At 68.4% G+C, this 14,600-nt stretch carries 14 protein-coding genes; 12 read left to right on the top strand and 2 right to left on the bottom strand.

Going from position 1 to position 14,600, the window contains the following annotated elements:
• The first annotated feature begins 2 nt into the window (after nt 1-2).
• The 10 genes from ACZ7OI_RS07435 (at nt 3) to ACZ7OI_RS07390 (ending at nt 10,046) form a co-directional block, all read left to right on the top strand.
• On the top strand, nt 3-1,307 hold the full coding sequence (locus tag ACZ7OI_RS07435; RefSeq protein WP_470263273.1) for an ABC transporter substrate-binding protein: 1,305 nt from the start codon (nt 3-5) through the stop codon (nt 1,305-1,307).
• Nucleotides 1,304-2,215 (top strand): carbohydrate ABC transporter permease, encoded by a 912-nt coding sequence (locus tag ACZ7OI_RS07430; protein ID WP_470263272.1) that lies wholly within the window; start codon nt 1,304-1,306, stop codon nt 2,213-2,215. Before ACZ7OI_RS07435 ends, ACZ7OI_RS07430 begins: the two co-directional genes overlap by 4 nt.
• Nucleotides 2,212-3,030: a carbohydrate ABC transporter permease gene (locus ACZ7OI_RS07425; protein ID WP_470263271.1), complete on the top strand. Its 819-nt coding sequence runs from the start codon at nt 2,212-2,214 to the stop codon at nt 3,028-3,030. Before ACZ7OI_RS07430 ends, ACZ7OI_RS07425 begins: the two co-directional genes overlap by 4 nt.
• A 91-nt stretch (nt 3,031-3,121) precedes the next feature.
• The gene (locus tag ACZ7OI_RS07420; protein WP_470263270.1) at nt 3,122-3,589 is read left to right on the top strand and encodes a DUF4190 domain-containing protein; all 468 of its coding nucleotides are present in this window, start codon (nt 3,122-3,124) and stop codon (nt 3,587-3,589) included.
• 599 nt (nt 3,590-4,188) lie between these two features.
• Entirely contained in the window at nt 4,189-5,904 is a 1,716-nt protein-coding gene (locus tag ACZ7OI_RS07415; protein WP_470263269.1) for a TIGR03767 family metallophosphoesterase, read from the top strand.
• Between the two features lie 52 nt (nt 5,905-5,956).
• On the top strand, nt 5,957-6,358 hold the full coding sequence (locus tag ACZ7OI_RS07410; protein WP_470263268.1) for a PaaI family thioesterase: 402 nt from the start codon (nt 5,957-5,959) through the stop codon (nt 6,356-6,358).
• A 74-nt stretch (nt 6,359-6,432) separates the two neighbouring features.
• Nucleotides 6,433-7,689, top strand: coding sequence for a peptidase C39 family protein (locus ACZ7OI_RS07405; RefSeq protein ID WP_470263267.1), 1,257 nt, complete (start codon nt 6,433-6,435; stop codon nt 7,687-7,689).
• A gap of 43 nt (nt 7,690-7,732) precedes the next feature.
• Nucleotides 7,733-8,239 carry a DinB family protein gene (locus ACZ7OI_RS07400; protein ID WP_470263266.1) on the top strand — a complete coding sequence of 169 codons (507 nt, stop codon included), beginning with the start codon at nt 7,733-7,735 and terminating at the stop codon, nt 8,237-8,239.
• A gap of 86 nt (nt 8,240-8,325) precedes the next feature.
• Nucleotides 8,326-9,423, top strand: a complete 1,098-nt coding sequence (locus tag ACZ7OI_RS07395; RefSeq protein WP_470263265.1) for an S-(hydroxymethyl)mycothiol dehydrogenase — start codon at nt 8,326-8,328, stop codon at nt 9,421-9,423.
• 65 nt (nt 9,424-9,488) lie between these two features.
• Nucleotides 9,489-10,046 (top strand): gamma-glutamylcyclotransferase, encoded by a 558-nt coding sequence (locus ACZ7OI_RS07390; RefSeq protein ID WP_470263264.1) that lies wholly within the window; start codon nt 9,489-9,491, stop codon nt 10,044-10,046.
• On the opposite strand, the gene ACZ7OI_RS07385 is transcribed toward ACZ7OI_RS07390, so the two are convergent.
• On the bottom strand, nt 10,039-10,746 hold the full coding sequence (locus ACZ7OI_RS07385; protein ID WP_470263263.1) for a class I SAM-dependent methyltransferase: 708 nt from the start codon (nt 10,744-10,746) through the stop codon (nt 10,039-10,041). The two genes, ACZ7OI_RS07390 and ACZ7OI_RS07385, sit on opposite strands and share 8 nt — an antisense overlap.
• A 28-nt stretch (nt 10,747-10,774) precedes the next feature.
• A complete protein-coding gene (locus tag ACZ7OI_RS07380) occupies nt 10,775-12,385 on the bottom strand; it encodes an FAD-binding oxidoreductase (RefSeq protein WP_470263262.1) in 1,611 nt (536 codons plus the stop codon).
• Nucleotides 12,386-12,401: 16 nt separating this feature from the next.
• Between ACZ7OI_RS07380 and ACZ7OI_RS07375 the strand changes: the two genes are divergently transcribed.
• Both ACZ7OI_RS07375 and ACZ7OI_RS07370 read left to right on the top strand, forming a co-directional pair.
• The gene (locus ACZ7OI_RS07375) at nt 12,402-13,046 is read left to right on the top strand and encodes a TetR/AcrR family transcriptional regulator (RefSeq protein WP_470263261.1); all 645 of its coding nucleotides are present in this window, start codon (nt 12,402-12,404) and stop codon (nt 13,044-13,046) included.
• On the top strand, nt 13,043-14,578 hold the full coding sequence (locus ACZ7OI_RS07370) for a glycerol-3-phosphate dehydrogenase/oxidase (RefSeq protein ID WP_470263260.1): 1,536 nt from the start codon (nt 13,043-13,045) through the stop codon (nt 14,576-14,578). The genes ACZ7OI_RS07375 and ACZ7OI_RS07370 overlap by 4 nt, the downstream gene beginning before the upstream one ends.
• Nucleotides 14,579-14,600: the final 22 nt, after the last annotated feature.

Here is a 14,600-nt window from a genome sequence, read left to right as displayed (position 1 = left end):
GGATGCAGCAGCGAAGCAGGAGGGCGTTCCTGTCGTTGGCGGGAACGGCGGCGGTGGGAGCGGTCGCGGCGGCGTGCGGGTCGAATACCGGGCGGCCGGGGGATCCGCCGCCGTCCACGGCGATGTCGGCGGGCGCTTCGACCCCGTCGCAGGCCCCGAAGGTCCCGCTGCAGCAGTGGTACCACGCCTACGGCGAGGACGGCGTGCAGGAAGCCGTCAAGAACTACGCGGCCAGCTATCCGGGCGCGAAGGTCAACGTGGTGTGGAACCCCGGCGACTACGACTCGAAGATCGTCACCGCGCTGCAGAACAGCCCGGTGCCGGACGTCTTCGAGGCGCAGGTGAAGATCGACTGGGTCCGGCAGAACCAGGTGGTGTCGCTGGACGACATCATCGGGCCGGTCAAGAACGACTTCAGCCCCGCCGTGCTCGCCGCGCAGACCGTGGAGGGCAAGGTCTACGGCATTCCGCAGGCCACCGACACGCAGGTGCTGTTCTATCGCAAGAGCATGCTGCAGGCCGCCGGCGTGCAGCCGCCGCAGACCGTGGACGAGCTGATCGACGCCGCCAGCAAGCTGTCGAAGGACGGCGTGAAGGGCCTGTTCGCGGGCAATGACGGCGGCGTCGGCACGCTGACCGGGCCGTTGCTGTGGTCGGCCGGGCTGGACTACCTGAAGAACAACAACCGCGAGGTCGGCTTCGACGACCCGCGCTCGGCCGCCGCGTTCAGCAAGCTGCACACGCTGAACACCAACGGTTCCCTGCTGCTCGGCGCTCCCGCCGACTGGTCGGACCCGGGTGCGTTCGTCGACGGGCTCTGCGCGATGCAGTGGACCGGACTGTGGAACGTCCCGAAGGTCCGCGACGCGCTCAACGACGACTTCGGCGTCCTGCCGTTCCCGAAGCTGGACGACAGCGGCAAGCCGTCGGTTCCGGTCGGCGCGTACGGCGCGATGGTCAACGCGAAGAGCGCGCACGTCAACGAGGCCAAGGCGTTCGTGAAATGGCTGTGGATCGACCAGACCGACAGCCAGCTCGAGTTCGCCACTCGCTACGGCTTCCACGTGCCCGCCCGCCAAAGCCTGATCGACAAAGCGCAGACGCTGCAAACCGGTCCGGCCGCGGACGTGGTGAAGTTCGTCAAGGAGAACAGCCACCTCATCGGCGGTCCAGTGTGGACACAGACGTCGAACACCGCGTTGTCGGACGCGGTCGCGAAAATCGCCAAGGAGGGCACGGACCCGGTGGCGCAGACGAAGGCCGCGGTCACCGTCGCGCAGTCCGAGCTGAAACGCCTTTTCGGATGAAGCTGTCCCGGAAAACCCGGGATACGCTGGCGTTCTGGGGGTTTGTCGGCCCGTTCCTGCTCGGACTGGCGATCTTCGCCTACGTGCCGATCGGGTGGAGCCTGTACCTGTCGTTCTTCGACGCGCGCAACACGGTCACCCCCAGCGTCTTCGTCGGCCTGGACAACTACGCGCACATGCTTTCCGACGGCCCGTTCGTCGCGAGCCTCGGCACGTTCAGCGTGTTCGCGGTGTTCATCGTGCCGCTGACGTTCGTGCTGTCGCTGGCGCTGGCGGTCGGCGTGAACCAGCTGCGGTTCGCGAAGGCGTTCTTCCGCTCGGTGTTCTTCCTGCCGTTCGCGTGTTCGTACGTGGTGGCGTCGCTGATCTGGAAGACGTCGCTGTTCTCCGGCGTCCGCTACGGCCTCGCGAACACCGTGCTCGGCGTCTTCGGCATCGACCCGGTGGCGTGGACCGGCACCGTGCACCCGCCGCTGTACTGGATCGTGCTGGTGACCGCCCGGCTGTGGCTGCAGCTCGGCTTCTACATGATCCTGTTCCTCGCCGCGCTGCAACGGATTCCGCAACATCTGTACGAGGCGGCGTGGCTCGACGGCGCGAAACCGGGCTGGCAGGTTTTCCGGCACATCACGCTGCCGCAGTTGCGCGCGACGTCGGTGGCCGTCCTGCTGCTGAACCTGATCAACGCCTATCAGGCGTTCGACGAGTTCTACAACATCATGGGCGATTCCCGGGGCTACCCGCCGTTCGCGCGGCCGCCGCTGGTGTACCTCTACTACACCTCCCTCGGCTCCGGCGGCCAGGATCTCGGCCGCGGCAGCGCGGGCGCGATCATCCTGGCGCTGCTGATCGCCGTGGTCACTCTCCTGCAGGGCAAGCTTTTCCGCTTCGATCGGAGCGCGACATGATCCGCGCGGTGCTTCGCTGGACGGCGCTCATAGTGGCCGCGATCCTGTTCTTGCTGCCGTTCTACCTGTTGCTGCGCAACGGTCTCGCGTCGCGCGCGGAGCTCACCGCGCCGGGCTGGACGCTGTGGCCGAAGCAGATCCACTGGGAGAATTTCTCGAAGCTGTTCGACCAGCACGACGTGCCGTTCGCGCGCAGCATCGTGAACTCGGTCGTCGTCGCGGTCCTTCAAACCGTCGGCCTGCTGGTGGTCTGCTCACTCGCCGGTTACGGGCTGGCGCGAGTGCCGTACCGCTACTCGAAGCCGGTGTTCTACGCGGTGCTGGGGACGCTGATGATCCCGACGTCGGTGACGTTCGTGCCGAGTTTCGTGGTGGTGTCGACGCTGGGCTGGCTCTCGGATTTCCGCGGCCTGGTGATCCCGGGCCTGTTCAGCGCGTTCAGCGTTTTCCTGTTCCGGCAGTACTTCCTGGACTTCCCGAAGGAACTGGAAGACGCCGGCCGCGTCGACGGCTTGTCCCGCTGGGGCGTCTTCCGCAAGATCGTGGTGCCCAACTCGCGCGGCTTCTTCGCCGCGATCGCGGTGATCACCGTGATCGGCAGCTGGAACGCGTTCCTGTGGCCGCTGATCATCGCGCAGTCGCCGGACTCGTGGACGGTGCAGGTCGCGCTGTCCGGGCTGCTCACCTCGCAGAACCCGCAGCTGAACCTGCTATTCCTGGCCGCGGTGCTGTCGATCGTGCCGATCGTGGCGCTCTTCGCGTTTCTCCAGCGCTATCTGGTACGCGGGGTCACCGAATCCGGGTTGAAAGGCTGAAAACCGTCACATCGACCGGCGACCGCGCGTAACGTTTCGCCGTTAGCCGCCGACGACTCACCGTCGCAACAGTCGTAGCAGGAGTGCACCCATGACGGACCCGTACCAGCAGCAGCCCTACCCCGGCCAAGACCCGGCGGGTCATCCCTCAGGGCCGGTGCCCGCGCCTGGGTATCCGTCTGGGCCTATGCCCGCGCCGGGGTATGGCCAGGCGCCGGTGCCTTATGGGGCGCCGATGTACGGGTCGCCGTATGCCGCTCCGTATCCGGGGGGTGTGCCGTTGAAGACCAGCGGGCTCGCGGTGGCCGGGATGGTCGTCGGGATTGTTGCGTTGATCTTCTTCTGGGTGCCGTTCTTCGACGTGGTCGCGGCGATTACGGCGATCGGGCTGTCTTGGGCGGGGATGGTGCAGGCGGGGAAGCCTGGGTGGACTGGGCAGGGGATGGGGATCGCCGGGCTGGTTTGCGGGATTCTGGCGGCTATTCCGGCGGTGATTTTCTTGATTTGGTTCTTTGTGTCGTTGTCCGCGGTGGGGGCTACCTGCGCGTTTTACTGCTGAGGTCTTGGGGGGGTCGGGGTCGGCTCGTCGCCTGGCGGCGACATTGCGCGTGGGGGTTGTGGGGGCACCCCGAAGCCCGATTGTGATGACGGTCTGGGGTTGCTTGTCGAGGCGGGAAAGATGCCTTGACAAGCAACCCCAGACCGCATTTTTGGCTTCGTATCGGGGTGCGGGGGTGGTGTGGGTGCGCTGGTGGGTTTGTGTGCGCGGGCTGCGGTTGGGTGGTGGGTGGTCTGCGGTTTTGGCGGGTGGGGTTACTGCACCGATGTGGCGTTCGGTGCATCTGACTCACCCAAGGTGGCGTTCGGGGCATCTGGAGCATCCAAAGTGGCGTTGGGGTGCGGCATCCTGCCCTCGAGTTTGGGCTGTGAGGGGAACCCTGGGGGAATCAGCGTCTGTGAGGGGTCCCCTCACAGACGGCTCGCAGTCGTGATCTCGCCCTCCGTTCGGCGGTAGTGGCACCTGGCCCTGTGTGACAGAGTCTCCCGCGTTGTCACGGTAAAGGTGAGAGACCTTCGCGTTCTGCTTCGGCTTAGTTCACCGGACGGTCATCGGGGTCCGGGAGCGTGCCGTGAGCACGGCGAGACGGGGAGTGAGACATGGCGGAACTGACCAGGCGGGCGTTCACTGCCGCGGGCGTGGCCGGGGTGGGGTTGCTGCTGTGCACTCCGACCGCCAACGCGTTGGACCGGGCGTTGAGGCGGACCAGTCAGCGGGCCGTCCGGACTGGTGGGACCACGCTGGATCAGGCGGCTTCCGGGGCGCCGACTGGGTACTCGCGGTTGTCCGCCGGGCCGGGATGGCCGGTTGCTGTGCGGGCGGATCTTGTCGAGGCTAAAGCCGGGCGTGACGATCGGCGGACTGCGCTCGGGGCGTTCGTGCAGTTCACCGACCTGCATATCACCGACACCGAATCGCCTGCCCGGTTCGAGTATCTGCATCCGTTCATCGGGTCCGCGCACCGGCCGCAGGAGACCCTGGGCACGGTCGCGACCAGCGCGCTCGTCAAGCGGGTCAACAGCCTCCGCGCGGGGCCGTTCACCGGGCGGCAGTTCGACTTCGTCATGACCACCGGCGACAACACCGACAACCACGAGCTGCTCGAACTCGACTGGTTCCTCACCACGCTCAACGGCGGCGCGATCACGCCCAATTCCGGCGACCCGAACCGCTACGAGGGCGTCCAGGCGTCGGGCAACCCGGAGTTCTGGAATCCGGGCACGCGGCTCGCCGACGACTACACCAAGAAGGGCTTCCCGCAGATCCCCGGACTGCTGGAGGCCGGGATCTCGTCGTTCACCGCGCCGGGGTTGAACCTGCCGTGGTACTGCACGTTCGGCAATCACGACGACAGCGTCGTGGGCACCTTGCCGGAGGGTATTCCGGGCATCGAGGCCTGGTACACCGGCAAATACAAGGTCATCGGCAAGGACGAGAGCAGCGCGCGCAAGCTCGGCACCGCCATCCAGCAGGGCCAGAGCGTGCCGCTCGGCGAGTTGTTCGGCGGCGGCACCGTTCGCGAGGTCACGCCGGATCCGCGCCGGCGGCCGTTCAGCACTTCGGAGTTCGTCAAGGCGCATCTCGCGGCGAAGAACACCGGGCCGGGGCCGGTCGGGCACGGTTTCACCGACGCCAACTCCGACGGGCGCAACGTCTACTACACCTTCCGGATCGCGCCCGGCGTCACCGGCATCAGCCTCGACACCACCACCCAGGGCGGGTTCGCGGACGGGTCGATCGGGCTCGCGCAGTTCAACTGGGTCGAGTCGACGCTCAAGCGGAACAGCTCGACGTACTACGACTTCTTCGGCCGCAAGATCACCCACTCCGTGACCGACGAGCTGTTCGTCCTCTTCAGCCACCACACCAGCGGCACCATGGGCAACCTCCTGCCCGACGCGCGCCATCTGCTCGACCCGCGGCTCAACGGAGACACGTTCGTCGCGATGCTGCAGCGCTTCCCGAACGTCGTGGCCTGGGTCAACGGGCACACCCATCTCAACAAGATCACCCCGCACGCCGGCAAGACCCCGGCGCAGAGCTTCTGGGAGATCAACACCGCCAGCCACATCGACTTCCCGCAGCACGCGCGGATCATCGAGCTGGCCGACAACCACGACGGCACGCTCTCGGTGTTCACCACGCTCATCGAGGCCGACGCCCCGTACGCCGTGGACTACTCCGCCCGCACCCCCGACGCGCTCGCCTCGATGTACCGCGAGTTCTCCTACAACGACATCCACGCCAACCTCAGCCACGTCGGCGAGGCGGGCGACCGCAACACCGAACTGCTGCTCACCAACCCGCTCAGCTGATTACCCGCGAGGTAATCGACGCCATGCGTCCGGCTGCGGTTGACTGCTCGGCATGACCGACGTCGAGGGTACGCAGCTGTTCCACAAGACGATGCCGTTCAGTGAACGGCTCGGCATCGAGGTGCTGGAGCACGGCGCGGACCTGGTCCGCAGCCGGATCGCGTGGGACGAATCGCTGTGCACGCTCGGCGGCGTGCTGCACGGCGGGGCGCTGATGGCGCTGGCCGATTCGACCGGGGCCGTCTGCGCGTTCCTCAATCTTCCCGAGGGCGCGCAGGGCACAACGACGCTGGAATCCAAGACGAACTTCCTGCGCGGCGTCCGTTCGGGGTACGCCACCGCGTCGTCCAGACCACTGCACACCGGGCGCCGCGTCGTGGTCGTCGAGACCGAAATCCACGATGACGAAGGCAAGCTGGCCGCGAAAATCACCCAGACGCAAGCAGTGTTGTAGCGGCGGCTCTTTACTTACCCGCTCCGGAAGGCGAAAATCTTTGGCTACCACTGGGGTCTGGGGACGGAGCCGGAATGCGGGTTCGCGGGTTGGTCACGTTACTGTCCATCGTCATGCTCACGGCTGGTGCGACTCAGGCCGCTGCCGAACCGCAGCACGCGCGTAACGACGAGGCCATCGACTACCACGAATGGTCGTCCGGCTCGTTCTTCGCGGGCAGGCTCGACGGGCTCGGCTTCGGCTACGGCGGCCTGCGGATCACGCATCCCGCGGGCAGCGTCGCGCACACCGAACCGGGGCTCGGCACCACGCGCACCTACGACTACGGCACCTGGACGTCGCCGAAGTACCGGCAGGGTTTCGACGCGACGCAGCTGATCGCGTCGTGGAACGCGCGCACCCCGGCGAAGACGTGGCTGGAGGTGCAGGCGCGCGGCCGGACTTCGGCTGGGGCCGAAACCACTTGGTACACAATGGGCCGCTGGGCCAGCGGGGACGCCGACATCCACCGCACCAGTGTCGACGGGCAGAGCGACGCCAACGCCTCGGTCGACGTCGACACGCTCGCCACGAAGGCAGGCGTCACGCTGCGCTCGTACCAGCTGCGCGTGACGCTCTACCGCGAGCAGGGTTCGCCGACCACGCCGACGCTGTCCTCGCTCGGGGCGATGACCTCGAACGTTCCGGACCGGTTCGACGTCCAGACCACCAAACCCGGCCGGGCGCGCGGGATCGAGCTGAACGTGCCCCCGTTCGCCCAGAACATCCACAAAGGACAGTTCCCGCAGTACGGCGGGGGCGGCGAAGCCTGGTGCAGCCCGACGTCGACCGAGATGGTCGCCGAGTACTGGGGCCGCAAGCCGTCCGCGCAGCAGATGGACTGGATCCCGGCGGACTACCAGGACCGGTCGGTCGTCTACGCCGCGCGCGGCACCTACGACTATGCCTACGACGGCACCGGCAACTGGCCGTTCAACACCGCGTACGCCGCTTCGCTCGGATTGCGCGGACACATCACGCGGCTGCACGACCTCAACGAACTCGAGGGCTACATCGCGCGCGGCATCCCGGTGATCACCTCGCAGTCGTTCCTGGCCAGCGAACTCGACGGCGCGGGCTACGGCACGGCCGGACACCTGATGGTCGTCGTCGGATTCACCCAGGCGGGCGATGTGATCGCGAACGACCCGGCGTCCAGCTCCGACGGCCGCGTGCGCACGGTGTACAAGCGCGACCAGTTCGAGAAGATCTGGCAGCGCACGAAGCGGCACACCGAGAGCGGCGCGGTGGCCGGTGGTCCGGGCGGGGTCGTTTACCTGATCACGCCGTAAACGCGCTGGTCCGCTTAGCGATTCCGGCGTTACAGTGCCGTCCGTGAGCGAGCCCTCGGACACCTTGAGCGACCCCCGCGAGCTGTTGCTCGCCTATCTCGACTACTACCGCGACACGCTACTGCGCAAGCTCGACGGTCTGTCCGACGACGAACTGCGCACCAGCAGGCTCCCGTCGGGCTGGACTCCGCTCGAGCTGCTCAAGCACCTCGCGTTCGTGGAGCGACGGTGGCTGCGCTGGGGTTTCCTGGGCGAGGACGTGGATCCGGTCTGGGGCGAGAACGACCCGGAGACCGGAAAGTGGTCGGTCGGCGCGGAGGAATCGGCGGACGAAATCCGAACGCTCTTCCTGGACGCGTGCGCGGACTCCCGGGCGATCGTGTCCGGTGCGCAGCTCCAGGACATCGCCCGCAGCGGCGGTCGCTTCGATTCTCCGGCACAGCCGCCCGCGTTGAGCTGGATCCTCTTTCACCTGCTTCAGGAGTACGCCCGGCACGTCGGGCAGCTCGACGTGGTGCGCGAGCTTGCCGACGGCGCGACCGGCGAATAGGGAACCGATCCGGGCTATGGCGATATGCGCATGATCCGTGATTAGCTGCGGCTTGGGAACGCCGTCGCAGGTGAAAGGTTGTGCGCATGCCGTACGAGGTCCAGGGAGTCGTGTCACGGGCCAAGGGTGAGCCGGTCACGCTCGAGACGGTGGTGGTGCCTGATCCCGGACCGGGCGAGGCCGTCGTGTCGGTGCAGGCGTGCGGGGTGTGCCACACCGACCTGCACTACCGCGAGGGCGGGATCAACGACGAGTTCCCGTTCCTGCTCGGGCACGAGGCCGCGGGGCGGGTGGACAAAGTCGGCGCGGGCGTCACCGACCTCGCGCCCGGGGATTACGTGATCCTCAACTGGCGCGCGGTCTGCGGCACCTGCCGGGCGTGCAAGCGCGGCAAGCCCTGGTACTGCTTCTCGACTTTCAACGCCGAGCAGCCGATGACGCTCACCGACGGCACGAAGCTGTCGCCCGCGCTGGGGGTCGGAGCGTTCCTCGGGAAGACGCTCGTCCACAGTGGACAGTGCACCAAGGTCGACGAGCGTGCTGAACCCGCCGTCGCCGGGTTGCTCGGCTGCGGCGTAATGGCCGGGCTGGGCGCGGCGATCAACACCGGCGCGGTCGGGCGCGGTGATTCGGTCGCGGTGATCGGGTGCGGCGGCGTCGGCGACGCGGCCATCGCGGGCGCGCAGCTGGCCGGGGCGACCACGATCGTCGCGATCGACACCGACGACCGGAAACTGCAGTGGGCCAAGGACTTCGGGGCCACGCACACGGTCAACAGCCGCGGCCTGAGCGAGGAGGACGTCGTCTCTGCGATGCAGGACGCGACGAACTCGTTCGGCCCGGACGTCGTGATCGACGCGGTCGGCCGTCCGGAGACCTGGCGCCAAGCGTTCTACGGCCGTGACCTCGCCGGCACTGTCGTGCTGGTCGGCGTTCCCACGCCGGACATGAAGCTCAACGACCTGCCGCTGATCGACTTCTTCTCGCGCGGCGGCTCGCTGAAGTCCTCGTGGTACGGCGATTGCCTGCCGTCGCGGGACTTCCCGATGCTCGTCGACCTCTACCTGCAGGGCAGGCTGCCGCTGGACAAGTTCGTCACGGAGCGGATCGGCGTCGACGGCGTGGAGCAGGCTTTCGAGCGCATGCACCACGGCGACGTGCTGCGCAGCGTGGTGGAGTTCTGATCCTTTTCGCCGACGCGGACTATCCGGCCGACCCGTACCCGGGCACGCGGCCGGACTGCTCGTACGTGCACCTCGACGGCGCTGGCCACGCACTGGACACAGCGCCGCCGGGGTGGCGTTCGCGCACGCCGGTGCTCGCGTACGGGTCGAACGCGTGCCCGTCGAAGATCACCTGGCTGCGCACCCGGCTCGGGCTGACCGGGCCGGTCGTCGCGGCTCGCGTTCAGTGCACCGGGCTCGCCGCGGTGTGGGCCGCCGGGCTGCGCCAGCGCGACGGCCAGCGCCCGGCAACGCTTACCGCGCTGCCGGGCGTGACAGAGGACCACTTCGTCTGGTTCGCGACTCCGGAACAGCTGGCCGTGCTGGATGTCTGCGAGGGCCGCGGGAACCGGTACGACCTGGCGACGCTGGACCACGCCGACATCCGGCTGGACGGCGTGCTGCTGTCCGGAGTGCACGCTTACGTCGGGGCCTCTCCGATCCGGTTTCCGTTGCTGGTCAACGGTTCTCCGGTCCGCGTCGCTGACGTGGCTCAGGCTGACGCCGCGTCGCTCATCGGCGAACCAGCGGCAGGGCACGGCCTCGCCTGCACCGTCCTGCCGCCGGAGCGCACGTTCAGCTGACCCGCGGAATCGCGCGCACGGTCAGGAAGCCCAGCGGCTCCTGCGCCAGCCGGGCATGGCGTTCCGGATCGACCAGAGCAGCTTCGGCGGCCGGGCGTCCCTCGCGCAGTTGCTCGATCAGGAACCCGGCCTCGCGCAGTTCCTCGCAGGTGCGTTCCAGCGGAGCCAGCCAGTACCGCACCTTCCAGCCGCGGCTCCAGACCTCCTCGACCACCCGGACGTCGAAGTAGTTGCCGCCGTGCCGGAGCCAATCGCCGGTCGGATGCTGCCTCGACAACACCAGCGCGCCGCCGGGCCGCAGCACCCGGCGGAACTCGCGCAACGCGCCGACCCGGTCGTCCACGTACTCCAGCGCGAGGGCGAACAGCACCTGGTCCACCGACGCGTCCGGCAGCCAGGTCAGCGGTTCGGCCAGGTCCTGCACGCGGAACTCGCCCGCCGGTACCCGTTCGCGGCTCAGCTCGACCATGCGCGGGCTGAGGTCGAACCCGGTCACTCGCGCGCCGCGTGCGGTCAGTTCTCCGGCATAGAGGCCGGGGCCGCACGCGGCGTCGAGGATGTGCTGCCCGGCGACGTCGCCCAGCAATTCCAGGCAGGCCGGGCGGTCGTAGTGCGCGTTGTAGAACCCGTTCTGGGCGTGGTCGAGGAATTCGTCGGCGAACACTTCGTATTGCGGAAAGGAACCCACTGCATCGCTCACCCGCGCCAGTCTGCCCGGGCGGACGCGTTCAGCCGAGCAGTTTTCCGGGGTTCAGGATCCCGGTCGGGTCCACCGCGGACTTGGCCGCGCGCAGCACGTCCAGCCCGATCCGGCCGATCTCCGCCTCCAGGTACGGCGCGTGGTCGACGCCGACCGCGTGGTGGTGGCTGATCGTCCCGATACCGGTGATCGCCTCGCACGCCGCCGCCTTCGCGCGCTGCCACTGTCCGACGGGATCGGCGTCGTCGCGCGAAGTCAGCACGGTGAAATACAGCGACGCACCGGTTTCGTAAGCGTGCGAAACGTGGCACATCACGATCGCGCGGCCCAGCGAAGCCACCAAAGCCGCGCGCACCGCGTCGTGCAGTTCGTCCAAATTGGACCAGTAAGCCGCGGTCTCCAGGGTTTCCACGCAGACCCCGAGATCCAGCAACGCGTCGCGCTGCCGCGGTCCGTTGAACCGGCCGTGCCGCCAGGATTCGCCGAGCACCTTGCCGATCCGCACGGCACCGGAACACTTCAGCATCGCCGACGTCCGCCGACGGCGCCGGGCGACGTCGCCTTCCCAGCCGACAATCAGCAGACACGGGTTCTTGATCCGGCGCGCCTTGAGATAAGCCTTCAGCGCAGTGGTCTTGAGCCCTGCGTTGAGAGAGAACGACACATTCGTCTCGTCCACATCGGACAGACGGGTGACGTCGGCCAAAGCGTGGTCCTGCGCGAGCTTCCGCACTGCCGCCGCGCCGGCCTCCCAGCCGTCGACGATCCAGCCCTCGTAATGCCGCTGCTCCGGCAACGGCCGGACTCGCAGCGCGACCTCGGTGATCACGCCGAGCGTGCCCTCGCTGCCGACCGCGAGCTGCCGCAGATCCGGACCCGCCGCGGACGCCGGCGCGACCCCGAGCCGCCACTCGCCCTTGGGCGTGGCCAGCCGGACCCCGGCGACCATGTCCTCGAACCGGCCGTAACCGGACGACGCCTGCCCGGCCGAACGCGTAGCCGCGAACCCGCCGATCGTGGCGCGCTCGAACGACTGCGGCACGTGACCGAGCGTGTACCCGTGCGCCGCGAGCAGCCGCTCCGCCTCCGGACCGCGCACGCCGGCCTGCAGCACCGCGATCCGCGACATCGGGTCCACCGACACCAGCTCGTCGAGGCGCACCAGGTCCAGCACGATCACCGCGGTCTTGTCGCCGCGCAGCGCCGCGACCCCGCCGACCACCGACGTACCGCCGCCGAACGGGACCACGCCGATGTCGTGCCGCACGCAGAGGTCCAGCACGGCCTGCACCTGGTCCGGGTCCGCGGGCAGCAGCACCGCGTCCGGCACCGGCACCTCGTCGCCCGCTCGCGCGTGCAGGAGGTCCAGATAGGACAGACCACCGGCGCGGCCGAGGCGTTCCTCCGGATCGAGGAGGACGTGATCCGCACCGAGAAGTTCCTCGAATTCGGTACGGACGGGCACAGTCAGCGCGGACTCGGCGACCGGGCCTCGAGCGCCGGTTTTCCCTCCTCGATCCAGGCCGACCTGGCCGATACGCTGGCCAAGCCACCGGACCGCGCGGTCGGGCAGGCCGGCCGAGGCCGAGCCCTCTTCGGTCCACGAACGCCGGATGCGGTGGTTGATGAGATCGCTCACGACTACAGTGTGACACATGGACGTCAAACGTCACTCCCGACCGGGAGCGGCCCCCTCCGCACTCGCGGACGCTCGCAGCCGCCCGACCTCGGCTCGCGTCGCCGACGACGAGCTCCTCGACGCCGCGCGCCAGTGCGTGCTCGCGGTCGGCGTCCGGCGCACGACGCTCGCCGAGATCGCCCGAACCGCGCAGGTCAGCCGCATGACGGTGTACCGGCGGTTCCCCGATGTGCGCAGCGTCCTCGCCGCGCTGATGACGCGCGAGTTCAGCGGCCTGCTGCAGCGGGTGAGCGAGTCCGGCGACCGCGCGGCGCACGCGCGCGACCGCATCGTGCACCTGGCGGCGGCCAGTGTCGGCGCGCTGTCGGCCGATCCGCTGTTCCGGACGCTGCTGGATGTCGATGCCGAACTGGTGCTGCCGTACATCGTCGAACGGCTCGGTGCGACGCAGCACTTCGCCGAGCATGTGCTCCGAAGCCTGCTCGAAGAGGGACACCGAGACGGATCGGTGCGCACCGCCGAGGTGGCCGCGCAGGCGCGGTCGGTGCTGCTGGTCGTGCAGTCGTTCGCGTTCTCGCTGCGCCCGGCCACCGCCGACGTGGACGAGGCCGCGCTGCTCGCCGAATTCCGGCACCTGGTCGAAGCGGGGTTGAAACCATGAGCACCGGATCCCTCAACGCGCGCCGCCGCGAACGCGAACTGTCCCGGCTGGTCGACGGCGAACAGGTCGACGTGCTGGTGGTCGGCGGCGGGGTTACCGGCGCGGGCATCGCTCTCGACGCCGCGGCCCGTGGGCTTTCGGTCGCATTGGCGGAGGCGCACGATCTCGCGTTCGGCACGTCGCGCTGGTCCAGCAAGCTCGTGCACGGCGGATTGCGGTACCTGGCCAAGGGCGAACTCGGGCTCGCGCACGAGAGTGCCGTGGAGCGCGGGATTCTGATGACCCGCACCGCGCCGCACCTCACGCGCGCCATGCCGCAGCTTTTTCCGCTCTATCCCGGGACTTCCGCCGCGCAACAGGCGTTGATCGCGACCGGTCTCCGGGCTGGCGACGGATTGCGTCGGGCCGCGCGGACGCCGTCGTCGGTGCTGCCTGGACCGCGCCGGATTCCCGCTGCTGAAGCGCTGGCCCTGTCCCCCGGTCTGGCTCCTGCTGGACTGCGCGGCGCTCTTTTGGCGTACGACGGCGCTTTGGTGGACGATGCCCGGTTGGTCGTCAGCATTGCCCGTACGGCGGCCTTGCTCGGGGCTCGGATCCTGACGCGCTTGTCGGCGGTTTCCTTGGCCGGTAACGAAGCTCGGGTTCTCGACGGCTATTCGGAGTACACCCTTCGCGCACGCCAGGTCATCAACGCGACCGGCGTCTGGGCGGACACTCTGACCGACTCTGTCCAGCTACGCCCTTCGCGCGGGTCCCATCTGGTGCTCGCGCCGGACACTGTGCGAGTCGGGGCCACGTCGGTCAACATTCCGGTTCCCGGCGAGACCAACCGGTTCGTTTTCCTGTTGCCGCAGCTCGACGGAAGGGTCTACTTAGGACTCACCGACGAGCCGGTGTCCGGCGGCGTACCCGATGTCCCGACCGTTCCCGAGTCCGATGTGGACTTCCTGCTTTCCACAGCTTCTTCTGTCCTGGATCGCCCGTTGACCGCCGCCGATGTGATCGGCTCGTACGCCGGGTTGCGACCGCTCGTCTCCGGTTCCGCTGGGCGCAGTGCGGATCTGTCTCGGAAACACGCTGTGATCACCGGTTCCGACGGCGTGCTCACCGTGGTCGGCGGGAAGCTGACGACATATCGACGCATGGCCGAGGACGCCGTCGATGCCGCCTTGACGCACGCCGGTTTACCCGCTGGCCCTTCGCGAACCGCGAAGCTGCCGCTGCTCGGCGCCGCACCGCGCTCCCGACTGTCTCTTGTGGACGCTCCGGCGCGGTTGGTGGCCAAATACGGCACCGAAGCACCCCGCGTGGCGGCACTCGGCGAACTGGAACCGGAATTCGCGGCCCCACTGAGTGCGTCGACGGAAATCACCGCCGCCGAGGTGGTGTGGGCAGTTCGGCATGAGGGCGCGACGACTGTCGAGGACGTCCTCGAACGCCGCACCCGGCTGGGCCTCGTCCCCGCCGACGCCGAAGCCGCCCGGGACCGGGTAGCCGAACTGGTGGAGAAAACGCTGGCCGGACTGTCCTGAAAACCCTGGGTAAATCCCGGCA

The organism is Amycolatopsis sp. NPDC114503 (assembly GCF_055633655.1).
This window is presented reverse-complemented; position numbering and strand designations above follow the sequence as displayed.

Excerpts from the sequence above, each read along its gene's own strand:
- ACZ7OI_RS07435 (WP_470263273.1), top strand. The coding sequence starts at position 3 with ATGCAGCAGCGAAGCAGGAGGGCGTTCCTGTCGTTGGCGGGAACGGCG.
- ACZ7OI_RS07430 (WP_470263272.1), top strand. The coding sequence starts at position 1,304 with ATGAAGCTGTCCCGGAAAACCCGGGATACGCTGGCGTTCTGGGGGTTT.
- ACZ7OI_RS07425 (WP_470263271.1), top strand. The coding sequence starts at position 2,212 with ATGATCCGCGCGGTGCTTCGCTGGACGGCGCTCATAGTGGCCGCGATC.
- ACZ7OI_RS07420 (WP_470263270.1), top strand. The coding sequence starts at position 3,122 with ATGACGGACCCGTACCAGCAGCAGCCCTACCCCGGCCAAGACCCGGCG.
- ACZ7OI_RS07415 (WP_470263269.1), top strand. The coding sequence starts at position 4,189 with ATGGCGGAACTGACCAGGCGGGCGTTCACTGCCGCGGGCGTGGCCGGG.
- ACZ7OI_RS07410 (WP_470263268.1), top strand. The coding sequence starts at position 5,957 with ATGACCGACGTCGAGGGTACGCAGCTGTTCCACAAGACGATGCCGTTC.
- ACZ7OI_RS07405 (WP_470263267.1), top strand. The coding sequence starts at position 6,433 with ATGCGGGTTCGCGGGTTGGTCACGTTACTGTCCATCGTCATGCTCACG.
- ACZ7OI_RS07395 (WP_470263265.1), top strand. The coding sequence starts at position 8,326 with ATGCCGTACGAGGTCCAGGGAGTCGTGTCACGGGCCAAGGGTGAGCCG.
- ACZ7OI_RS07375 (WP_470263261.1), top strand. The coding sequence starts at position 12,402 with ATGGACGTCAAACGTCACTCCCGACCGGGAGCGGCCCCCTCCGCACTC.
- ACZ7OI_RS07370 (WP_470263260.1), top strand. The coding sequence starts at position 13,043 with ATGAGCACCGGATCCCTCAACGCGCGCCGCCGCGAACGCGAACTGTCC.